General features: G+C 71.3%; 16 protein-coding genes and 1 pseudogene. 6 read left to right on the top strand and 11 right to left on the bottom strand.

Going from position 1 to position 20,979, the window contains the following annotated elements; translation table 11 throughout:
* Nucleotides 1–139: 139 nt before the first annotated feature.
* Nucleotides 140–1,924 carry a glyoxylate carboligase gene (gcl, locus tag LRD69_RS27170; RefSeq protein ID WP_277329168.1) on the bottom strand — a complete coding sequence of 595 codons (1,785 nt, stop codon included), beginning with the start codon at nt 1,922–1,924 and terminating at the stop codon, nt 140–142.
* A gap of 287 nt (nt 1,925–2,211) precedes the next feature.
* Here gcl and LRD69_RS27165 point away from each other — a divergent pair, with 287 nt between their 5' ends.
* The 3 genes from LRD69_RS27165 to LRD69_RS27155 all read left to right on the top strand — a co-directional run bounded on the left by LRD69_RS27165 (nt 2,212) and on the right by LRD69_RS27155 (nt 3,853).
* Nucleotides 2,212–2,925, top strand: coding sequence for a hypothetical protein (locus LRD69_RS27165; RefSeq protein ID WP_277329889.1), 714 nt, complete (start codon nt 2,212–2,214; stop codon nt 2,923–2,925).
* 41 nt (nt 2,926–2,966) lie between these two features.
* Nucleotides 2,967–3,473: a GNAT family N-acetyltransferase gene (locus LRD69_RS27160; protein ID WP_277329167.1), complete on the top strand. Its 507-nt coding sequence runs from the start codon at nt 2,967–2,969 to the stop codon at nt 3,471–3,473.
* Nucleotides 3,474–3,631: 158 nt separating this feature from the next.
* Nucleotides 3,632–3,853, top strand: a complete 222-nt coding sequence (locus tag LRD69_RS27155; protein ID WP_277329166.1) for a hypothetical protein — start codon at nt 3,632–3,634, stop codon at nt 3,851–3,853.
* 37 nt (nt 3,854–3,890) lie between these two features.
* Here the strand turns inward: LRD69_RS27155 and LRD69_RS27150 are convergent, their stop codons facing one another.
* On the bottom strand, nt 3,891–5,504 hold the full coding sequence (locus LRD69_RS27150) for an AMP-binding protein (protein WP_277329165.1): 1,614 nt from the start codon (nt 5,502–5,504) through the stop codon (nt 3,891–3,893).
* Nucleotides 5,501–7,177 (bottom strand): AMP-binding protein, encoded by a 1,677-nt coding sequence (locus LRD69_RS27145; protein ID WP_277329164.1) that lies wholly within the window; start codon nt 7,175–7,177, stop codon nt 5,501–5,503. The genes LRD69_RS27150 and LRD69_RS27145 overlap by 4 nt, the downstream gene beginning before the upstream one ends.
* Nucleotides 7,178–7,287: 110 nt before the next feature.
* Here LRD69_RS27145 and LRD69_RS27140 point away from each other — a divergent pair, with 110 nt between their 5' ends.
* Nucleotides 7,288–8,130: a helix-turn-helix transcriptional regulator gene (locus LRD69_RS27140; RefSeq protein ID WP_277329163.1), complete on the top strand. Its 843-nt coding sequence runs from the start codon at nt 7,288–7,290 to the stop codon at nt 8,128–8,130.
* 63 nt (nt 8,131–8,193) lie between these two features.
* On the opposite strand, the pseudogene LRD69_RS27135 reads toward LRD69_RS27140, so the two are convergent.
* Nucleotides 8,194–9,331 (bottom strand): annotated as a pseudogene (locus LRD69_RS27135) (winged helix DNA-binding domain-containing protein).
* Nucleotides 9,332–9,458: 127 nt separating this feature from the next.
* Between LRD69_RS27135 and LRD69_RS27130 the strand changes: the two are divergent.
* Nucleotides 9,459–10,340 carry a DMT family transporter gene (locus tag LRD69_RS27130; protein ID WP_277329162.1) on the top strand — a complete coding sequence of 294 codons (882 nt, stop codon included), beginning with the start codon at nt 9,459–9,461 and terminating at the stop codon, nt 10,338–10,340.
* Between the two features lie 45 nt (nt 10,341–10,385).
* Here LRD69_RS27130 and LRD69_RS27125 read toward each other — a convergent pair whose 3' ends face one another.
* Nucleotides 10,386–11,294: a DUF2510 domain-containing protein gene (locus tag LRD69_RS27125; protein ID WP_277329161.1), complete on the bottom strand. Its 909-nt coding sequence runs from the start codon at nt 11,292–11,294 to the stop codon at nt 10,386–10,388.
* A gap of 229 nt (nt 11,295–11,523) precedes the next feature.
* Between LRD69_RS27125 and LRD69_RS27120 the strand changes: the two genes are divergently transcribed.
* Nucleotides 11,524–11,892 (top strand): nuclear transport factor 2 family protein, encoded by a 369-nt coding sequence (locus tag LRD69_RS27120; RefSeq protein ID WP_277329159.1) that lies wholly within the window; start codon nt 11,524–11,526, stop codon nt 11,890–11,892.
* Nucleotides 11,893–11,899: 7 nt separating this feature from the next.
* Here LRD69_RS27120 and LRD69_RS27115 read toward each other — a convergent pair whose 3' ends face one another.
* Genes LRD69_RS27115 through LRD69_RS27090 form a run of 6 tightly spaced genes read right to left on the bottom strand, consistent with a single transcriptional unit; the run spans nt 11,900 to nt 20,974 of the window.
* Complete coding sequence (locus tag LRD69_RS27115) at nt 11,900–12,943, bottom strand: aldo/keto reductase (protein ID WP_277329158.1); 1,044 nt, start codon at nt 12,941–12,943, stop codon at nt 11,900–11,902.
* Nucleotides 12,940–16,824 (bottom strand): ABC transporter ATP-binding protein, encoded by a 3,885-nt coding sequence (locus LRD69_RS27110; protein WP_277329157.1) that lies wholly within the window; start codon nt 16,822–16,824, stop codon nt 12,940–12,942. Before LRD69_RS27110 ends, LRD69_RS27115 begins: the two co-directional genes overlap by 4 nt.
* Nucleotides 16,821–18,206 carry an LLM class flavin-dependent oxidoreductase gene (locus LRD69_RS27105; RefSeq protein WP_277329156.1) on the bottom strand — a complete coding sequence of 462 codons (1,386 nt, stop codon included), beginning with the start codon at nt 18,204–18,206 and terminating at the stop codon, nt 16,821–16,823. The genes LRD69_RS27110 and LRD69_RS27105 overlap by 4 nt, the downstream gene beginning before the upstream one ends.
* Entirely contained in the window at nt 18,190–19,005 is an 816-nt protein-coding gene (locus LRD69_RS27100; protein ID WP_277329155.1) for an ABC transporter ATP-binding protein, read from the bottom strand. Before LRD69_RS27100 ends, LRD69_RS27105 begins: the two co-directional genes overlap by 17 nt.
* Nucleotides 18,981–19,913, bottom strand: coding sequence for an ABC transporter permease (locus LRD69_RS27095; protein WP_277329154.1), 933 nt, complete (start codon nt 19,911–19,913; stop codon nt 18,981–18,983). Before LRD69_RS27095 ends, LRD69_RS27100 begins: the two co-directional genes overlap by 25 nt.
* A complete protein-coding gene (locus LRD69_RS27090) occupies nt 19,910–20,974 on the bottom strand; it encodes an ABC transporter substrate-binding protein (protein WP_277329153.1) in 1,065 nt (354 codons plus the stop codon). The genes LRD69_RS27095 and LRD69_RS27090 overlap by 4 nt, the downstream gene beginning before the upstream one ends.
* Nucleotides 20,975–20,979: the final 5 nt, after the last annotated feature.

Below are 20,979 nucleotides of genomic sequence, written 5' to 3'. Positions count from 1 at the left end.
GTGCACCTGCCGAGTAACCCAGAAGTACTACGGGTAGGGGGAGTTGGTGCTTCCGGTCTGACCGTGACACATGCGTGCGGGGGCCGGACACCGGGTTCCGGTGGCCGGCCCCCGCACGGGCGGCGGACGAGAGGGCGGGTCAGCTCGCAACGAACGGGCGGATCGAGGTCGGGGCGTGCCCCGGCTCGGTGGCGATGTCCTCCCACTCGTTGACGGCGTCGATCCCTGCGGCGCCCATCGAAATGTTGGTGACGCGCTCCAGGATCGCCTCGACGACCACCGGGACGCGGAACTCGGCGGCCAGCTTCTTGGCCTCCTCGAACGCGGGCAGCAGCCGGTCCGGCTCGGTGACCCGGATCGCCCTGCAGCCCAGTCCCTCGACGACCTTCACATGGTCGACGCCGTAGACGCCCAGCTCAGGGGAGTTGATGTTCTCGAACTCGAGGTTGACCTGGAAGTCGATGTCCAGGTTGCGCTGTGCCTGGCGGATCAGCCCCAGGTAGGAGTTGTTCACCAGGACATGGACGTACGGGATGCGGTGCTGTGCGCCGACCGCCAGTTCCTCCAGCATGAACTGGAAGTCGTAGTCGCCCGAGAGGGCGACGACCTGGCCCTCGGGGTCGGCGGTGGCGACCCCGAGCGCCGCCGGAATGGTCCACCCGAGCGGACCGGCCTGGCCGCAGTTGATCCAGTGGCGCGGCCGGTAGACGTGCAGCATCTGCGCGCCGGCGATCTGGGAGAGCCCGATCGTGGTGACGTAGCGCGTCTCCGGCCCGAAGGCGCGGTTCATCTCCTCGTACACGCGCTGCGGCTTCAGCGGCACGTCGTCGAAGTGGGTACGGCGCTGCAGCCGGGCCCTGCGCTCCTGGGTGGAGGCGGCCCATGCGCTGCGGTCCGGCAGTCTGCCCGCCGCCTTGAGCTCCTTGGCCACTGCGACGAAGAGCTCCAGGGCGGCCTTGGCGTCGGAGGCGATACCGAGGTCCGGGGCGAAGATCCTGCCGAGCTGGGTGGGCTCGATGTCGACGTGGACGAACGTGCGGCCCTTGGTGTAGACGGCCAGGTCGCCGGTGTGCCGGTTGGCCCATCGGTTGCCGATGCCCAGGACGAAGTCCGACTCCAGGAAGTTCGCATTGCCGTAGCGGTGCGACGTCTGCAGGCCGACCATGCCGGCGTTCAGCGCGTGGTCGTCGGCGAGGATCCCCCAGCCCATCAGGGTCGGGATGACCGGCGTGCCGGTCAGTTCGGCGAATTCGACGAGGAGTTCGCAGGCGTCGGCATTGATGATGCCGCCACCGGCGACGATGACCGGCCGCTCGGAGGCGAGCAGGAGTCCGAGCGCCTTCTCGATCTGGGCACGGGATGCGGCCGGCTTGTGGACGGGCAGCGGCTGGTACGTCTCCGGGTCGAACTCGATCTCCGTCAATTGGACGTCGATCGGCAGGTCGACGAGGACCGGGCCGGGGCGGCCCGAACGCATCAGGTGGAAGGCCTGCTGGAAGACGCCGGGCACCTGCGCGGCCTCCAGGACGGTGGTCGCGGCCTTGGTCACCGGCCGGGCGATCGAGGCGATGTCGACGGCCTGGAAATCCTCCTTGTGGAGCTTGGCCACCGGCGCCTGGCCGGTGATGCAGAGAATCGGAATGGAGTCGGCGATCGCGGAGTACAGCCCGGTGATCATGTCGGTGCCGGCGGGCCCCGACGTACCGATGCAGACGCCGATGTTCCCGGCCCTGCTCCGCGTGTACCCCTCCGCCATATGGGACGCGCCCTCGACATGGCGGGCGAGCGTGTGGTCGATGCCGCCACCGGCCTTGAGAGCCGCATAGAACGGGTTGATCGCTGCGCCCGGCACGCCGAACGCATGGGTGATGCCTTCCAGCTTGAGGATCTCAACTGCCGCTCGGGCAGCGGTCATTCGGGGCATGGAGTACTCCTGCTCGGACGGGTGGGATCGGGCTCCGTCGCGCCACCTGAGAGCACCTATTCCGTATCGTGAAACTTTTTTTCTGCTATACGGAAGCAATCTAAAGTGCGTCCGGACGACCGTCAAGGGCGGGCGTGACCCGCCGCACCGGGGGCTCCCGGAGCTCCGCGAATCCGCGAAGTCGCACCCCCGCGCGCCGCTCTTGGTGGAGCATGGGGACGGAGCAAGGAGAGACGGGGACGCAGAGGCACCGAAGACGGCACCGGGGGTGCCGGAGGGAGACCATGGTGGAGTCCGTGCCGGTACACTGCCCGGCCTGCGGTCGCGATCACGCCTACCTCGCACCGGTCTACCCGTGCCCGTGCGGCACCCGCATCGCCCCACCGGTGCTGCCCGGCGGGGCGGTCGAACCGATCACCCACCACGCCTGGAACGACGACTGGGTGACCGTGCGCTGCCTCACCTGCGGGCGCCACGACCAGTGGCCGCGGCCGGAGCTGTGCTGCCCGTGCGGCGCCGTGCTGCGGATCCCGGTCCGCCGGGCGTCGGAGTCGGCGTCCGGTGCGGCTGCCGGAGCCCCGCCGTCCCACATCCCGATGCCCCGGACCGCGGCGGCGCCCCGCCCGGCATTCCGGCCGATGACGATCCGTACCGGGCGCGACGCGGTCACCGCCGCCGCCCTGTATCTCGGATGGCTGGGCTACCGCAACGTCGTACAGCCCGCGGAGCGCCCCTCCTCCCGGATCGATCTGCGCGCCACCGGACTGATCGCCCAGGTCGACTCGACCACCCGGCCGACCACCCTGCGCGATGTCGAATGCCTCTGGCTGAACGGCCTGAACGCCTCGGTGACCGCCGTCCTCTTCTCCCTGGCCGGATATGCGCGGGACGCCAGGGAACGCGCGGACGGCCTCGCCGTCCCGCTCTTCGTGATGGACCTCACCGGGACCCCTCAGCCGGTGAACAGCCCTGCGGACGAACTGCTCTCCACCGGCGCCTGAGCGCCGTACCGGTCCGCGCTCCGACCGCTCATACTGGCGGCATGCGCATCCGTCCCGCCCGCCGCTCCGATCTCCCGCTGCTCCAGGACATCGAGCGCGCCGCCGGCGAACCCTTCCGCACCCTCTCCATGTCCGCCGTCGCGGACGACGATCCGCTGCCGCTCGAACTGCTGGACGACTACCGCAGGGCCGGTCGCGCCTGGGTGGCCGTGGACGACGACGACCACCCTGTCGGCTACTTGATCGCGGATCCGGTCGACGACGCGGCCCATGTCGAACAGGTCTCCGTCCATCCGTCCGCCGCCCGGCGCGGCGTGGGCAGGACCCTCATCGACCACCTTGCGACCTGGGCGGGCGAACGGCAGCTCACAGCCCTCACGCTGACCACGTTCGTGCACGTCCCGTGGAACGCGCCGTACTACATGCGCCTCGGCTTCCGCACGCTGACGGAAGCGGAACTCACGGACGGGCTGCGGAAGATCCGGGCGGAGGAGGCGGAACACGGTCTGGACCGCTGGCCGAGGGTCTGCATGCGGCGCGAACTCTGACCGCTCCACGGGAGTTCCGGCGACGCGCGGCGCCCCCGGCGGCACCTTCCGACGCCGCAGCGGAACCGGCCGGCAACAGCGAGTGCAATCGGTCACGTTCGGCCCAGGGGGCCACAAATGTTCGGCCGCTGTCAGAGGGCGCCCTTACAGTGGTGCGCATGGCCTTAACTCCACGACTCCCACCGACTTCCGCACCGCTGGACGCCGTACAGCCGACCCACCCGTCCGCCGTCGAGGCGAACGACGCGATCCGTGCGCTCGTGGACGCACGCGCCGGCAAGGACTGGTCCTCCGTGGAGTCCGCGGCGTACGAGGTACTGCTCATCGAGTGGGCGGCGGCGACCCGGGGCACCGCCGGCGACATCATCGAAGCCGCCTGACGGCGCCCGCGGGCGCTGCTTGCCCACGGGACAGCCCTTACCCGTAGTTCTCGCGCAGTTCGACCTTCCGGACCTTCCCGCTCACCGTCATCGGGAAGGTCTCCAGAATCCGCAGCCGCCGCGGAATCTTGTAATGCGCCAACTGCTCGCGGCAGTACTCCGTCACCTCGTCGAGGGTCGGCGGCTGCGCCGGGTCCCGGGGAATGACGCAGGCCAGGATCTCCTCGCCGTACGTGTCGTCCGGGACGCCCACCACCTGCACGTCCGCGATCTTCGGGTGCCCGTAGAGGAACTCCTCGATCTCCCGCGGGTACACGTTCTCGCCACCGCGGATGATCATGTCCTTGATGCGGCCGACGATCTGCACATAGCCGTCCTCCCGCATCACCGCGAGGTCACCGGTGTGCATCCAGCGCCCCGCGTCGATCACCTCCGCGGTCCGGTCGGGCTGCTCCCAGTAGCCGAGCATCACGCTGTAGCCACGGGTGCAGAGTTCGCCGGCCGTGCCGCGCTCCAGGGTCACGCCCGTCACCGGGTCGACGACCTTCACCTCGATGTGAGGCATCGCCCGGCCGACCGTGCCGGTGCGGCGCTCCAGGTCGTCGTCGCGGCGGGTCTGGGTGGAGACCGGGGAGGTCTCCGTCATGCCGTAGCAGATGGACACCTCGTCCATGTGCATCTCGGCGACGACCCGCTTCATCACCTCGACCGGACAAGGAGATCCCGCCATGATTCCGGTGCGCAGCGAGGAGAGGTCGTACGAGGCGAAGTCGGGAAGGTTCAGCTCCGCGATGAACATGGTGGGGACGCCGTAGAGCGAGGTGCAGCGCTCCTGCTCGACCGCCCGGAGGACGGCGGCGGGCTCGAAGGCCGGGGCCGGGATCACGATGCAGGCGCCGTGCGAGGTGATGCCGAGATTGCCCATGACCATGCCGAAGCAGTGATAGAAGGGAACGGGCAGGCAGACCCGGTCCTGCTCGGTGTAGGCGACCATCTCCCCCACGAAGTACCCGTTGTTGAGGATGTTGTGGTGCGAGAGGGTCGCGCCCTTGGGGAAGCCCGTGGTGCCCGACGTGTACTGGATGTTGATCGGGTCGTCGCAGGACAGCTCGGCCTCCCTGGCGGCCAGTTGTCCGGCCGTGACCGATGCGGCCGCCGCCGTCAGCTCGTCCCAGGACGGATCGCCGATGTAGTGCACGGCCCGCAGGCCGGGGCAGTTCGCCCGGACCTGGCCGACGAGGGCGCGGTAGTCACTGGTGCGGTGGGCGAGCGAGGCGACGAGGAGGGAGATCTGGGCCTGGCCGAGTACGTACTCCAGCTCGTGCGCCCGGTAGGCCGGGTTGATGGTGACCATGACGGCGCCGATGCGGGCCGTGGCGTACTGCACGAGCACCCACTCGGGGCAGTTGATCGCCCAGATGCCGACGCGGTCGCCCTTCGCCACCCCCGAGCCCATCAGGCCGCGCGCCAGCTCGTCCACGGCGGCGCCGAATTCGGCGTACGTCCAGCGGCGCCCCGAGCTGACGTCGACGAGCGCCTCGCGCTCCGGGTACGCCTCGATCGCCCGGTCGAGGTTGCGCCCGATGGTGTCGCCGAGCAGTGCGGTGGTGCCGGTGCCGTGCGCGTAGGAAAGTCCGGTCCGCTCGCTCATCGCAGGTCCCCCTCGTCGTATTCGGTTCCGGTTCCCTGGGCCGTGCGCTCGCGCAGCTCGATCCGGCGGATCTTTCCGGACACGGTCTTCGGCAGCTCGGCGAACTCCAGCCGCCGGATCCGCTTGTAGGGGGCGAGCACCGCCCGGGAATGGGCGAACAGCACCTTCGCGGTGTCCGGGCCGGGCTCCCAGCCGTCCGCGAGGACGACGTACGCCTTCGGGACCGCCAGCCGGACCGGGTCGGGTGCGGGCACGACCGCCGCCTCGGCGACCGCTTCGTGCTCCAGCAGGGCACTCTCCAGCTCGAACGGCGAGATCTTGTAGTCGGATGCCTTGAAGACGTCGTCGGCGCGGCCGACATAGGTGATGTAGCCGTCCTCGTCGCGGGACCCGATGTCGCCGGTGCGGTAGTAGCCGCCCGCCATCGCCTCCGCGGTGCGGTCGGGGTCGCCGTGGTAGCCGGTCATCAGGCCGACCGGACGGTCCGAGAGATCGAGGGAGATCTCGCCCTCCGCGGCTCCGGGCTCACCGCTGACCGGGTCGAGGAGCACGACCTTGAAGCCGGGGCTCGGCCGCCCCATCGAACCGGATTTCAGGAGCTGGCCGGGGGTGTTGGCGACCTGGACGGCGGTCTCGGTCTGGCCGAAGCCGTCCCGGATCGTGACGCCCCAGGCGCGCCGGACCGTCTCGATGACCTCGGGGTTCAGCGGCTCGCCCGCCGCGACGACCTCACGCGGCGGGGTCCGCAGCTGGGACAGGTCGGCCTGGATCAGCATCCGCCAGACGGTGGGCGGGGCGCAGAAGCTGGTGATGCCCGAGCGGTCCATCTCGGCCATCAGCCGGCCCGCGTCGAAGCGGGTGTAGTTGAAGATGAAGACGGTCGCCTCGGCGCTCCACGGCGCGAAGAGGTTCGACCAGGCGTGCTTGGCCCAGCCGGGAGAGGAGATGTTCAGATGGACGTCCCCCGGCTTGAGGCCGATCCAGTACATGGTCGACAGGTGGCCCACCGGGTACGAGACGTGGGTGTGCTCGACCAGCTTGGGACTGGCGGTCGTACCGGACGTGAAGTACAGCATCAGCGGTTCGTCGGCGTCGGTCTCCCGGTCCGCCTCGAAGGTCTCCGGCTGCTCGTCGGCGCCGGTGTACGAGCGCCAGCCCTCGACGTCAGCGCCGACGGCGATCCGGGTGTAGTCGCCGGGCACCTCGTCGAACTTGGCGGCGTCCGCGTCCCGCACGATCACATGCCGCACCCGGCCGCGGTCCACCCGGTCGCGCAGGTCGAGCGGGCCGAGGAGCGGGGTCGCGGGGATGACGACGGCACGCAGCTTCATCGCGGCGAGGGCCGTCTCCCACAGCTCGACCTGGTTGCCGAGCATGACGAGGATCCGGTCCCCGGCACGCACCCCCTGGGCGCGCAGCCAGTTCGCGGCCCGGTTGGAGCGGGCGGACATCCGGGCGAAGGACACCTCGGCGCGGCGGCCGTCCTCCTCCACGATGTGCAGAGCGGTGCGTTCGTTGTTCTCGGCGATGACGTCGAACCAGTCGAGCGCCCAGTTGAAATGGTCGGCGCGCGGCCAGCGGAAGCCCTCGTAGGCCGCCGCGTAGTCCTCGCGGTGCTGCAGCAGAAAGTCCCGGGCGGCCCGGAACGTCTCCGTCGCGCTCGATGCCGACATGTGCCCTCCTCATTGCGGACCGGACCGGTCTTTTAACATCATGTAAACAGTGACCCAGCTCTCACCACCCCCGAACGGGGGTACGACGAGCGGGGCGGAGAGGCAACGGCGTGCCGGAAGCGGTCGATACGGTCGAGATGCAAGCGGCGCTCCTGCGGCTGCGCCGGACGAGCGGACTGCCCGTCGCGTTCGGCGGACTGCTCACCGACGCCCGCCACGCGAGGATCGTGGAGCTCAACGGTGCGCAGACGACCGCGCTGCGCGGGCTCGTCATCTCGGCCGGCAGCGGACTCGGCGGCAAGTCGATCGCCCTGTCACGGCCGTGCGCGGTGACCGACTACGCCTCGTCGCGGCACATCAGCCACGAGTACGACACGGCGGTCGCCGCGGAGGGCCTGCGCTCGGTGGTCGCGGTACCCGTCGTCGTGCGCCGGAAGGTACGGGGCGTGCTGTACGGGGCACTGCGCGAGCCGCTCGCCCTCGGGGACCGTACGTTCGACGCGGCGGTAGCGGCGGCGCGCGACGTGGAGCAGGCCCTCGCCGTACGGGACGAGGTGCAGCAGCTCCTGGCCTTCACCCGGGATCAGGTGACGGACCCCCGGGCCGCGCCGGGGGCCTGGGAGGACGTCCGTGAGGCGCACCGCGAACTGCGCGCGCTCGCCCCCAGGGTGGCCGACCCGGCGCTGCGCGACGAGCTCCTCTCGGTGTGCGCACGGCTCGCCTCGGCGTCGGGTGCACAGGCGCCGCAGGTCAGCGGGGTGGTGCTGGCGCCGCGCGAGGTCGATGTCCTCGCCTGTGTGGCGGCGGGTGCGACGAATGCGGTGGCGGCGGGCCGGCTGGGGCTGCGGCCGGAGACGGTCAAGGGGTATCTGCGCTCGGCGATGCGGAAGCTGGGGGCGCACACCCGGCTGGAGGCGGTGGTCGCCGCGCGCCGGGCGGGGCTGCTGCCGTAGCCGGTCCGACGGACGCGGCCCCTGCCGTGCCGTCACCGCAGGCCGAACGGGCTCTGCCCGTCCTCAGTCCGCGAAGTCGACGAAGGGCGCGAACCGGATCTCGTGCGTGGACGGGTCCGCCGGCGTCATCGTGGCGAGCATCCGCAGCCCTTCCTCCGTGACGGCGTCACGCTCGGTCCGGCTCAGCCTCCCCAGCGCCTGCACGGTGACGGTCCCCTCGCCGCCGCCCGTACCGTGGCGCCAGATCGCGGCGAGGAATCCGTCGACCAGCACGGCCCCGTACGCCTGGTTCCCGTTCCCGTTGCGCCCCTTGAACCGTGGCGGGATAACGCGTGTCCGGTCCGCGTGGCCGAGCAGTACGTTGTCGAACTCGGGCAGGAAGCGCGGCGGGGCCGGGGTCTCCGGGTCGGGGCGCGGGGGCGTCCGGCAGGTCGAAGAGCTCGACGCCGTTCTCGTCGCGGAAGGTCATCAGCTGCGGCCGGAGCCGTTCGAACGCCTCCCGCAGTCGGGTCAGGCCCGCCCACCGCTGCATGTCCTGCACGGAGGCGGGGCCGAACGCGCCGAGGTACCGCAGCACCGTCGCGTCCGGCGCGGGCGTCGGCTCGGCGGGCCGGCCGAGCCAGTGCTCGGCGGTGGTCAGCGCGACCTGTCCGCTCCGCCCCCACAGCCCGCGCGGGGTGACCTGGACCAGCGGCAGGGTGCAGCGCGCGGCCACGGTCAGGGCCTGTGGGTCCGCGTCCGGCCACTCGGCGAGCAGCGCTTCGCGCAGCTCCTTCGGGGTGCGCGGCCGCTCCTCGGTCAGCTCTCTGCAGATCGCAGCGAGCCGCTTCAGGTCCACTCCTGACAGCCCCGTGCGGAACATGGCCAGCTCCCGGCTGCGGGCCGGCTGGACCAGCGGGCGCAGGGTGAGCGCGTCATCGGCGGTGTGGGTGTGGAGGGTGGAGCGCAGAGTGACGATGCGGACCACCTCGCGGGACTCCATCAGCGCGGAGAGCTCGGCGGGATCGAAACCGTCCAGCCGGGCGAAGAGCTGGTAGTAGGGCGGCTTGGTGTTCTGCGCCTGAAGCCCGACGAGATGCCCGACGGCGTCCCTCGCGGACATCGGGCTCCGGCGCAGCAGGAGTTGGCGCTCCAGGGTGGCGCGGCCCAGTGCGCGGGGCGAGAGCACGGCGGGTACAGCGGGATGCGTCTTCGCGGCCATGCCCCGCACGCTACGCGGGCTTGCGGACATCTCCGGTCCGCAAGCGCGCTCCCTCCTCGGGGCGGGTCGCCGCACCGCACGGTGGCAGGACCCGGGAATGCGCGCCGGCCGCCCGCATCATGGACCCGTGATCAGTGTCCTGTTCGCCGTCCTGACCGCACTGAGCAACGGCGCCGCCTCCGTGCTGCAACGCCGCGCCGCCCGCTCCGCACCCGACATCGAGGCGATGCACCTGTCGCTGATCGGTCATCTGGTGCGGCAGAAGGTGTGGCTGGCCGGGATCGGACTGGTGATCGTCGCAGCCGTCTGCCAGGCCACGGCGCTGGCGACCGGCCCGATCTCGGTGGTCCAGCCGATCTTCGTCATCGAACTGCCGGCCACGCTGCTGCTGGCCGGGTTCGTGATGCGGGTCCGCGTGCCGCGTCCGGTCTGGTACGGGGTCGTTTCCGTGACCTTCGGTCTGGCCCTCGGCATGGCCTCCGCCGCGCCGGGCGGCGGGAGTTCCTCGGTGCACGACGCGGCGTGGATCCCGGCGCTGATCCTGACCGGGATCTTCGAGGCGGCGCTGATCGCCGGGGCGCTGCGTACCCGCGGCAACCGCCGCGGGGCGCTGCTCGGTCTGGCCGCCGCGTGCGGGTACGCGCTCACCGCCGCGCTGATGAAGGACGCCATGGGGCAGCTCGGCGACGGCGGCGGGGCCGTCGCACTCATGACCTCCTGGCAGTTGTACGCCACCGCCGCCGCCGGAGTGGGTTCGCTCTTCCTCCTTCAGAACGCCCTGCAGGCGGGCACGCTGGTCGCCGTCCAGCCGATGCTGACGCTGGGCGACGCGCTGATCAGCATCCTGTACGGCGTGACCCTGTTCGGCGAGCACCTGCGTACCGGCTGGTGGCTGCTGCCCGAACTGGTGGCGCTCACCATGATCGCCCTGGGCTGCGTCGAGCTGGCCCGCTCGCCGCTGGCGTCCGGCAACGCCGTACCGCCGCCGCACGGCCCCCGGGTGAAGTGACGGCCCTGCCGGCCGGGCAGGGCCGTGACCGGCCCACGAGGGGCCCTACGCGGTCTGCCCGGCCTCCGAGCCTCCCCCGGACGAGGCCTTGATGCCCTTCGTGATCTCGTCCATCACCGAGAGCGCGGGAGCCTTGGGGCTGATGTCGAAGCCGGAGCGCACGACCACGAGCATGTCCGCGGAGTGCGGGGAGGGAAGGACCAGCGACTGCACATAGCCGTCGTCGCCCGACTTCGTCACCACCTTCCAGCGCACCACGTACCCCTTCTGGCCCGCGACGGTGACCGGCTCGGACTTCAGCTGCTGGTGCGAGGTGATGGCGCCGTAGGCCTTGCCGCCGTACGACTCCTTGGCGTTGACGGCGATGTCGGCCTTCGCCGCCGCCTCCGCCGTCTTCGCCGTGTTCTTCAGCGCCTGGGCCGGGGCGGCGAACACTCCACCGCGCTCACACTTCTGTGTGGCGTCGGCCGGGCAGGCGTAGGTGCCAGTGCTGACCGAAGCGCCGACCGCGGCGGACTGGCCCTTCCAGCCGTCCGGCACCGGCAGGCTGACGCCGCTGATCATGTCCGTGACATAGCCGTCCTCGGCCGGCGGCTGCAGCGGCTGCTGCTGGTCGGGCGCGGGGCTCCGGCCACCGCCGCCGGATCCGTCCCGGCCGCCCTCCCCCTGCCGTCCCCCCGGGGCACCGGGCGTGGGCGACACCACGTCGGATGCCGCGTTCTTCGAACCGCCGGAGTCGTCGGTCAGCAGCAGGACGCCGCCCGCGATCGCGGCCAGCACCACCACGCCCGCGGTGACACCGACGCCGATCCGTACCCGGCGGCGCCGGACGGCGGCGGGCGGCATGCGGAGCTGATCGGTCCACTGGCTGCCGTCCCACCAGCGTTCCTGGACGGGGCCTGTTCCTGTATACCCGGGGTCCGTATGCCAGCCGGGAGGGCTCATCTCGGTCACGACGTCCACCGTAGAGGTGCTCCCTGAAAATCAGATGAAACCGTGCGCCGAAATCCGCCGCCGCGCTCCCCCCGGGGCCGGCCCGACGGCGGGCCCGAAGACGGCCCGGGCCGGCCCCGGCCATGACCCGGGAGGTAATCGACGCTCCTTCCCCCGTCGGACATCGTGTCTCCCACGAGCAGCCCGGGAGCCCGGCCGCACGGCCGGGACACGACGAGAGGACCGCACGATGACCGCATACGAGGACGCCGTTCAGCGCTACTTCGCCGCCTGGAACGCGACCGCCCCCGAGGACCTCGCCAAGGCCGTCGCCGCCGCGTTCACCGAGGACGCCACCTACACCGACCCGCTGGCCGACGTGCGGGGGCACGACGGGCTCGTCGCCCTGATCGACGGTGCCCACCAGCATTTCCCCGGCTTCGAGTTCACGCCGACCGGCACCCCCGACGGACACCACGGCCTGGTCCGTTTCAGCTGGGATCTGGTCTCCACCGCCGACGGTTCGGCGCCCGCCGCCGGTTCCGACGTCATCGTCCTCGACGACGACGGGCGCATCCGCTCGGTCAGTGGCTTCCTGGACCGGGTCCCCGGGGCCTGAGCGGGCGCTACGCAGGCCGGGCGGAACGACGCCGCAGTGCGGGGTCGCTCAGCACGGCAGGCTGGTAGCCGGCGTCGCGGGCCGACAGGTTGGTGCCGGGCGGCACGATCTTGTCGATCTGGTCGAGGACGTCCCGGCCCAGCCGCACCCGGTCCGCGCCGAGCTGACCCGCCAGCTGTTCGAAGGTCCGCGGTCCGATGATGGCGGACGTGACCGCCGGGTGCTCCAGGACGAACGCCAGGGCCAGCTGTACGAGCGTCAGCCCGGCGTCCTCGGCCAGCCGGGCGAGGGCCTCGGCGGCGTCGAGCTTGGCGCTGTTCTCCGGGGACGCGATGTCGAAGCGCTCCGCCTGACGTTCGGCCCGGCTGGAGACGGGCTGGCCGGCCCCCTTGCGGTAGCGGCCGGTCAGCCAGCCGCCCGCGAGCGGGCTCCAGGAGAGCACCGCGAGGCCGTACCGCTGGGCGACGGGCAGCACCTCGCGTTCGATGCCGCGGGCGAGCAGGGAGTACGGGGGCTGTTCCGCCACGACGCGTTCACGGCCGCGGCGCTCCGCGGTCCACTGGCCCTCGACGATCGCGGAGGGCTCGAACGTGGACGTACCGATGTAGCGGATCTTGCCCTGGTGCACCAGGTCGGAGAGGGCACCGAGCGTCTCGTCGAAGTCGGTGTCCGGTTCGGGGCGGTGCACCTGGTAGAGGTCGATCCAGTCGGTGCCGAGCCGGCGCAGGCTGTTCTCGACCTCGCGGATGATCCAGCGTCGGGAGTTCCCCTGCTCGTTGGGGTCGCCGCCGAGGCTGCCGTGGAACTTGGTGGCGAGTACGACGTTGTCGCGGCGGCCACCGGCGAGCGCCTTTCCGACGATGGCCTCCGACTCACCGGCCGAGTAGACATCGGCGGTGTCGACGAAGTTGATGCCGGAGTCGAGTGCGTGGTGGATGATCCGGATGCTGTCGTCGTGGTCCGTGTTGCCGCGGGCGCCGAACATCATGGTGCCCAGACAGAGCGGGCTGACCTTCACTCCCGTGCGTCCGAAGTTGCGGTACTCGGTCATCGTGCACTCTCCTTGACGAGTTCATCGATCGGCGGATGGCCCTCGGCCGGGTCCGGGTCGCTGCTCTGGCGGAAGGCGTCCCAGAGGCGGCGGTACGGGCCTTCGGCGGCGAGCAGTTCGGTGTGGGTGCCGGTCTCGACGACGGTTCCCGCGTCGAGCACCACCACCCGGTCCGCGCGGGCCGCCGTCGTCAGCCGGTGGGCGACGACGACGGTGGTACGGCGCCGTGCCAGTACCTCCGTCGCGGCGGCGACCCGGCGTTCGGTGGCCAGGTCCAGCGAGGCGGTCGCCTCGTCCAGCAACAGGACGTCCGGGTCGACGAGTTCGGCCCGTGCCAGGGCCAGCAGCTGGCGCTGCCCCGCGGAGAGATTACGGCCCCGCTCCCCCACCGGCTGCAGGTAGCCGAGCCGCAGTCCCGCGACCATGTCGTGGGCGCCCACCGCGCGGGCCGCCGCCTCCACCTCGGTGTCGGTGGCATCGGGGCGCCCGTACGCGATCGCGTCGCGGACCGTTCCGCTGAACAGATGCGCCTCCTGTGGCACCACGCCCAGTCTGCGGCGGAAGCCGGGCAGATCGAGCTCGCGCAGATCGTGCCCGTCGATCCGGACCGTGCCCGCCGACGGGTCGTAGAACCGGGCGAGGAGTTTGACGACGGTCGACTTGCCCGCGCCCGTCGCACCGACCAGGGCGACGGTCTCGCCCGGCGCGATGCGCAGACAGACGCCGCGCAGGACCTGTTGGCCGCCGCCGCCCGCGTATCCGAAGGAGACCGAGTCGAACTCGATCTCCCCGCGCAGTGCTCCGACCGGCCGTGGGTCCCCGGCGGGCGGGGTGCCGGTGGGCGTCTGCATCAGCGTCCGGAGACGGCCCAGACCGATGACGGCCTGCTGGTAGCCGTCGAACACCTGCGAGAGCTGCTGGATCGGTGCGAAGAACAGCTCGACGTAGAGCAGGAACGCGATGAGGGTGCCGGCGCTCAGCTCGCCGGACCGGACCTGCCCGGCGCCGACGGTCAGCACGGCGGCCGTGGACAGCGTGCCGAGGAACTCGACGAACGGGAAGAACGTGCCCATGTACCGCTGGGCACGCAGCCTGGAGTCCCGGAAGGACCAGGCCAGTTCGGCGAAGTCGCGGGCGTTGCGGCGCTCGCGGCGGAACGCCTGGGTGACACGGATGGTGGTGACGTTCTCCTGGAGGCAGGCGTTGACCGCGCTGATGCGTTCCCTGGCCTCCCGGTAGGCGGGCACCGAGTGGTGGCGGAAGAGTGCCGTCGCGGCGACCAGCAGCGGCAGTGCGGCCAGCAGCACCAGCGCCAGCCGCGCGTCGATGACCAGCAGCGTGACCAGGACGCCGAGGACCGTCAGCAGGCTCACCACCGCGGTGATCAGTCCGGTCTGCAGGAAGTTCGACAGGGCGTCCACATCGGTGGTCATCCGGGTCATGATCCGGCCGCCGAGTTCGCGCTCGTAGTAGTCGAGGCCGAGCCGCTGCAGCTGCGCGAAGGTTTTCACACGCAGGGTGTAGAGCAGGCGTTCGCCGGTGCGTCCGGTGGTGCGGACCTGGGCCACGCCGATCACCCAGTTCGTGGCGACCACCACGGCCGCGCCGGCGGCGGCGGCCAGCAGGACGCCTCCGGCACGATGGGCGACGCCGTGGTCGACGCCCTGTCTCACGAGGACGGGCACGGTGATCTGGGCGAGCGCGTCCAGTGCGACCAGCACCAGGCCGAGCAGCAGCGGCAGGCGGAACGGACGCAGGAGGGTGCCGAGGCCGAACGCCTGGTCGGCGGCGACCGCCTGGCCGGTCGGCACCCGCGGATCGGCGGCGGGCAGCGGGAGCCGGGCGAGTCCGGCGATGAGCTCGGCGCTCGGCGGGGCGGAGCCGAGGACCCCGCCACCCGGGCCGCCCCTCCCCGGTCCTGAGGTGGCCGCCGCCTCGGCGAGCGCCTGGGCGGCACGGACGGCGGTTCCTTCGAGCTGGTCGGAGGTGGAGTCGTCGGGGCGGAGCCAGAGGTGGGGCGTGAGCGTACCGGCGGCCGCGTCCGGATCCTGGGGCACGGGCAGGGGGGCGTTCGGGGCCTCGGCCGTCACGCCCTCCGTTCCGCCGGCGGCGGCCCCCGTCGTCGCTTCCGCCGTGGAGAGCAGGTTGCGGAACAGGGCGGATCCGGAACGCAGTTCGTCGAGCGTTCCGATGTCGACGATCCGGCCGTGGTCGAGGACGGCGATCCGGTCGGCGAGTTCCAGCGTCGATCTGCGGTGCGCGACGATCAGTGTGGTGCGGCGCCGGGTGTCCTCGCGCAGCCGGTGGTGGATCTCGGACTCCACCCGGGCGTCGATGGCGGACGTGGCGTCGTCGAGGACGAGGACCGCCGGGTCGCCGACCAGCGCGCGGGCCAGCGCCATCCGCTGGCGCTGGCCGCCGGAGAGGGTGAGGCCCTGTTCCCCGACGACGGTGTCGTACCCCTGGGGCAGCCGCTCGATGAACTCGTCGGCCCGTGCCGTCCTGGCCGCCGCGCGCACCTGCTCGTCCGTCGCATCCGGGACGCCGTAGGCGATATTGGCGCGCACGGTGTCGGAGAGCAGCAGGCTCTCCTCGAAGACGAAGCCGATCCGGGAGCGCAGGGACGACAGACGCAGTGCGCGTACGTCGCTGCCGCCCACCCGTACCGCACCCGACGGCACGTCGTAGAACCTGGGCAGCAGCGCCGCCGCCGTGGACTTCCCCGAACCGGCAGGGCCGATCAGGGCGAGCGTCTCGCCGGGCCTGACGTCCAGGGTGAAGTCACGGAGCACCGGCTCGCCATCCCCGTGGCCGAAGGTGACGTTCTGCCAGGAGAGCGCCGGGGGTTCGTCCCGCAGCTCCTGCGCATCCGGCGCATCGGTGATCACCGGTGCTTCGTCGACGACCTCCAGGACCCGCTCGGCGCCGGCCCGTGCCTGCTGCCAGACGGTGAGGAGGGTCGCCACCTGTCGGACCGGGGTGACGAAGGAGCCGAGGTACGTCGTGAAGGCGAGAAACGTGCCCAGGGAGATCCGGCCGTGCAGGGCCATCCAGCCGCCGAGGGCGAGGACGGCGACCTGGCCGAGGGCCGGGACCGCCTGGAGGGCGGGGTTGTAGCGGCTGGTGAACCCGACGACCCGCAGCCGCGAGGCGAACAGGGTGCGGGCGCGCTCCTCGAGACCCGCGAGTTCGCGCTGCTCCTGGCCGAAGCCCTTCACCACGCGGACGCCGGTGACCGTCGCCTCGACGGTGGAGGCGACCTCGGCGGCCTCCTGCTGGGCGTGCCAGTTGGCGGGGAAGAGCGTGCGGCGCGAGCGCAGGGCGATCAGCCACAGCAGCGGGCCGACGACCAGCGCGACGACGGTCAGCAGGGGCGACAGCAGTGCCATGAGGACCAGCGAGAACAGGAACATCAGCGCGTTGCCCGTGAGGTTGGGCAGGAACTGCAGCAGCGTCTGGATGAGCGTGACGTCCGATATGGACCTGCTCACCACCTGCCCGGTCCGCAGATCGTCCTGCTGGGCGCCGCCGAGCCGCAGCAGCGCGGCGAACGCGTCGTTGCGGAGGTCGTACTGCACGCCGAGGGAGAGCCGGCCGGAGCGGTAACGGCGGGTGAAGCTCGCCCCGAAGCGGACCGCGCCGATGGCGGCGAGGAGGACCGTCCACGGGACGAGCGAGGCGGTGGTGCCGGCCGCCACCCCGTCCACCACGTGCCGCAGGACGAGCGGCAGGGTGGCGGTGGCGACGGCCGCGACCACGGCGGCCCCGAAGGCGAGGAGCAGGTCGGTGCGGTGACGCAGGCAGTAGCCCAGCAGCCGCCGCGCCCAGCCGGGCGGCGGCTGCCGGTGCGTACCGGTTTCCGGGTCCGTACAGTCCGTCACCGGACCTCCGCCAGCCCGATGCCGAAGTGGCCCTCGCTGCGGTCGACGGTCTCGAACAGCCGGTTGGCGGGGCGCGGCAGCCCGTAGTGGCCGCGCAGGGTGCGGGCGATGTACTCGGTGCGGAACAGGCCGCGCTCCTGGAGGATCGGCACCACCCGGTCCACGAAGACCTCGAGACCGGACGGGAGCACGGCGGGCATGATGTTGAATCCGTCGGCGGCGCCGCTGTCGTACCAGTGCTCGATGGTGTCGGCGACCTGCTCGGCCGTTCCGGCGAAGGTGCGGTGCCCGCGCCCGCCCCCGAGCCGCCCGATCAACTGGCGCACGGTCAGTTTCTCGCGCCTGGCGAGCTCCACGATGAGCGTGTAGCGGCTCTTCGCGCCCTCGATCTCGTCCTCGGTGGGGATGTCCTCGGGCAGCTGCGCGTCGAGGTCGAGGTCGTCGGGGGCGATCCTGAGGCGCTGGGCGAGCTGGCGCTTGGCGTACTCGGGGACGATCAGTCCCTCCAGCTCGGCATCCAGGGCCAGCGCTTCGGCCTCCGTGTCGCCGATGACGGGCACGATGCCTGGAAGGATCTTGATGCCGTCCGGGTGGCGGCCGATGGCCTCCGCGCGCTGCTTGACGTCCTTGTAGAAGGCGATGCCCTCCTCCAGGGTCTGCTGGGCGGTGAAGACGGCCTCGGCGTACCGCGCCGCGAAGTCCTTGCCGTCCTCGCTGGAGCCGGCCTGTACGAGCAACGGGTACCCCTGCACCGGGCGTTGCACGTTGAGCGGGCCGTCGACCCGGAAGAACTCGCCGGTGTGGCCGATGCGTCGCACCCGCTCGGCCAGGGCGTGGACGCCCCGTTCCTTGTCGGCGATCACGGCGTCGTCCGCCCAGCTGTCCCAGAGCTTGGTGGACACCTCGACGAATTCGGCCGCTCGCCGGTAGCGGTCGCGGTGCAGTGGGGTGTCGTCGAGACCGAAGTTGCGGGCCGCGTCGGCACCCGCCGTGGTGACGATGTTCCAGCCGGCCCGGCCGCCGGAGACATGGTCCAGCGAGGCGAACCTGCGGGCCAGGTTGTACGGCTCGTTGTAGCTGGTCGACGCGGTGGCGATGAGACCGATGCGCTCGGTGGCCCCGGCCAGCGCGGTCAGCAGGACGGTGGGCTCCAGCTTGGCGGCGGGACGCCGTCCCGGGTCGCCCATCAGGACCGGGCTGTCGGCGAGGAACAGCGAGTCCAGCCTGCCGCGTTCCGCGATGCGGGCCAGGTTCTTGTAGTGCTCGATGTCCGAGTTCGCCTCGGCCGGACTCTCGGGCAGGCGCCAGGACGCCTCGTGGTGACCGGTGGACATCAGGAAGGCGTTCAGGTGGAGCGGCTTGCGGTCAGGCTTGCGGGACATGGGCTTCCTTCTTCTCCGAACGGGCCAGGGGCTGCGTCACGCCGAGCGCGGTGAGCAGGGTGTCGCGGTACTCCTGGAAGCGGGGGTCGCGCCGGGAGCGCGGGGTCGGCAGGTCGACGGCGAGGTCGACCGAGATCCGGCCGTCCTCCAGGACCAGCACCCGGTCGGCGAGTTCCACGGCCTCGTCGACGTCATGCGTGACCAGCAGCACCGCGGGGCGGTGGCGCTCGTACAGTTCGCGCAGCAGGCCGTGCATCTTGATCCGGGTGAGGGCGTCCAGGGCGCCGAACGGCTCGTCGGCCAGGAGGAGCCCGGGTTCGCGGACGAGTGCCCGGGCCAGGGCGGCCCGTTGCTGTTCGCCGCCGGACAGCTCATGGGGCCAGGACCGGTCGCGGCCCTCCAGGCCGACCTCGGCGAGCGCGGTCAGTCCGCGTTCGCGCACCTCGGGGCCGCGCAGACCGAGTACGACGTTGTCGAGCACCCGGAGCCAGGGCAGCAGCCGGGAGTCCTGGAAGGAGAGCGAGACCCTGTCCGTGACGGTGAGTTCGCCGGAGCCCTCGACGGTGTGGTCCAGGCGGGCCACGGCCCGCAGAAGGGTGGACTTGCCGGATCCGCTGCGGCCGAGGAGGGCGGTGAACTCCCCTGGTGCGACGGTCAGATCGAGCTCCTTGAGAACGTTCCGGTCACCGAACCGGCGGACCAGCTTCCTGGTGCGTACCGCCGCCGGCCGCACCGCGGTCGCGGTTCCGGTCCCGGTCTCCTCGTGCGTGCCGGTCAGCCCGCCAGTGTGCGTCGCCATGACAGGGCCCTCCGCTCGATGGCGCGTACTGCCGCGTCCGAGGCGAAGCCGAAGATCCCGTAGGCCACCAGGCCCACGATGATCACGTCGGACTGGGCGTACTGCTGGGCCTGGAACATCATGTAGCCGATGCCGCTCGTGGCATTGATCTGCTCGACGACGATCAGGCCGAGCCAGGACGCCGTGACGCCGAGCCGCAGACCGACGAAGAAGCCGGGCAACGAGCCGGGGACGACCACCTTGCGGATGAACTGCAGGCGGCTCAGGTCGAGTCCTTCGGCCAGTTCGACGTACCTGCTGTCGATGCCGGTCAGCGAGGAGTACGTATTGATGTACATGTTCACCGCGACGCCGAGCGCGATCACGGTGACCTTCATCTGCTCGCCGATGCCGAGCCAGAGGATCAGCAGCGGGAGCATCGCCAGGGACGGGATGGCGCGCTTGATCTGCAGCGGGCCGTCAAGGAGGTATTCCCCGGTGCGGCTCAGCCCGGCGGACACGGCCAGGATCACTCCGGCGGCCACCCCGAAGAAGAGGCCGAGGCCGGCTCGTTGGAGCGAGATCAGCACATTGTCCTGGAGACGGCCGCTCCGGATCAGATCCGCCGCGGTGGAGACCACGGCGTCGGGTCCGGACAGGATCCGGGGATCGAGAAGGCCGGCGGCGGAAGCTCCCCACCACACGGCGACCACGAGCACCGGGCCGATCAGCCGGCCGAAGGGAAGCGAGCGGCCGGGGCCGAGCCGCCTGCGGGTGGCACGGGCGGTGGTGGGCGTCGCGGAGGCGGGGCCCTGGAGGCCCTGGCCCCTAGGGGTGTCCTGGGACCGGTGCGGGTCCGGCGAGCCGTGCGGCCCGGCGGTCCCCGCCGTCGGCTCCGCCAGGTGTGCTTTCGGCAGCAGCTCCGTCATGATGTCTCCCGGTACGTGGCCGGTACGGCCTGCGCCGCCAGCCCTTCGAAGCGGCGGTCGAACAGCCCGGTGACGTCCTGCTTCGGCACGAAGCCGCCCTCGGCCATCAGGTCGGCGGTCTCCTGCTCCCATTGGATCGCCTTGTCCCAGCTCGCCGGGAACTGCGGCTTGTTGAGGGAGGCGACGATGCGCCGGCCGTCGGCCACGGTCACGCCCTGGTCCTTGACGTAGTACGTGTTGATCCATTCGTCGCCGTTCTCCCACGCCCAGACCAGGCCACGGGCCCACAGCGGAATGAAGTTGCGGACGGCGGCGGCCTTCGCGTCGTCGTGCAGCACCTCGTCGGGCGCCCACAGCACGGTGAGCAGATCCACCACGTCGGTGGTGACTCCGCGGGCGCCGTCCTTGGCGTACTGGCTGAGGTACTTGGTCAGCGTCGGCTCACCCAGCGGGGCCACATCGACCTGCTTGGACTGCAGAGCGGTCAGGAACTGGGTGCTGGGCAGCGCGACGAGCTTCACGTCGCTGTTGCTCAGCCCGGCCTTCTTCAGGGCTCGCAGAACGACCACGCCCTGCGCCTGCCCCTGGGAGAAGCCGATCTTCTTTCCGCGGAAGTCCTCCACCCGCGTGATGTCGGAGCCAGGGGCGGTCGCGAAGACGTAGGACGGATGGTTGCGCACCTGCACCGCCACGATCTTCGCCCCGACACCGATGGCCGCGGCCTGGATCGGCGGAATTCCGGCATTGGATGCCACGTCGATGGAATGTGCTCTGAACCCCTGGATGATGTCGGGCCCGGCGCTCAGATTGGGCCATTGCGAGACAGTGAAAGCGAGGTCCTTCTGCAATCCGGCAGGACCCAGTTGAAGGCGCGTGGTGCGCACCGCTATCGAGAGTTCGGTACCGGGCGGCGGGGCACCGGAGGGAAGTTTTCCGGCAGCCTCCGGCCCGGCGACTGTCGCTGCCTGCGGAGCGCAGGCGGAGAGGCCCAGAATCGCCCCGCCCGTGAGGGCGAGGAACGACCGGCGGCCGACTGCGTGGCGTACGTCGTGGCGTGGCATGGTGA

It is taken from the genome of Streptomyces sp. JH14, from assembly GCF_029428675.1.
Classification (GTDB): Bacteria; Actinomycetota; Actinomycetes; order Streptomycetales; family Streptomycetaceae; genus Streptomyces.
This window is presented reverse-complemented; position numbering and strand designations above follow the sequence as displayed.

Excerpts from the sequence above, each read along its gene's own strand:
- LRD69_RS27120 (WP_277329159.1), top strand. The coding sequence starts at position 11,524 with ATGACCGCATACGAGGACGCCGTTCAGCGCTACTTCGCCGCCTGGAAC.
- LRD69_RS27155 (WP_277329166.1), top strand. The coding sequence starts at position 3,632 with ATGGCCTTAACTCCACGACTCCCACCGACTTCCGCACCGCTGGACGCC.
- LRD69_RS27105 (WP_277329156.1), bottom strand. The coding sequence starts at position 18,206 with ATGTCCCGCAAGCCTGACCGCAAGCCGCTCCACCTGAACGCCTTCCTG.
- LRD69_RS27145 (WP_277329164.1), bottom strand. The coding sequence starts at position 7,177 with ATGTCGGCATCGAGCGCGACGGAGACGTTCCGGGCCGCCCGGGACTTT.
- LRD69_RS27090 (WP_277329153.1), bottom strand. The coding sequence starts at position 20,974 with ATGCCACGCCACGACGTACGCCACGCAGTCGGCCGCCGGTCGTTCCTC.
- LRD69_RS27150 (WP_277329165.1), bottom strand. The coding sequence starts at position 5,504 with ATGAGCGAGCGGACCGGACTTTCCTACGCGCACGGCACCGGCACCACC.
- LRD69_RS27115 (WP_277329158.1), bottom strand. The coding sequence starts at position 12,943 with ATGACCGAGTACCGCAACTTCGGACGCACGGGAGTGAAGGTCAGCCCG.
- LRD69_RS27095 (WP_277329154.1), bottom strand. The coding sequence starts at position 19,913 with ATGACGGAGCTGCTGCCGAAAGCACACCTGGCGGAGCCGACGGCGGGG.
- gcl (WP_277329168.1), bottom strand. The coding sequence starts at position 1,924 with ATGCCCCGAATGACCGCTGCCCGAGCGGCAGTTGAGATCCTCAAGCTG.
- LRD69_RS27160 (WP_277329167.1), top strand. The coding sequence starts at position 2,967 with ATGCGCATCCGTCCCGCCCGCCGCTCCGATCTCCCGCTGCTCCAGGAC.
- LRD69_RS27100 (WP_277329155.1), bottom strand. The coding sequence starts at position 19,005 with ATGGCGACGCACACTGGCGGGCTGACCGGCACGCACGAGGAGACCGGG.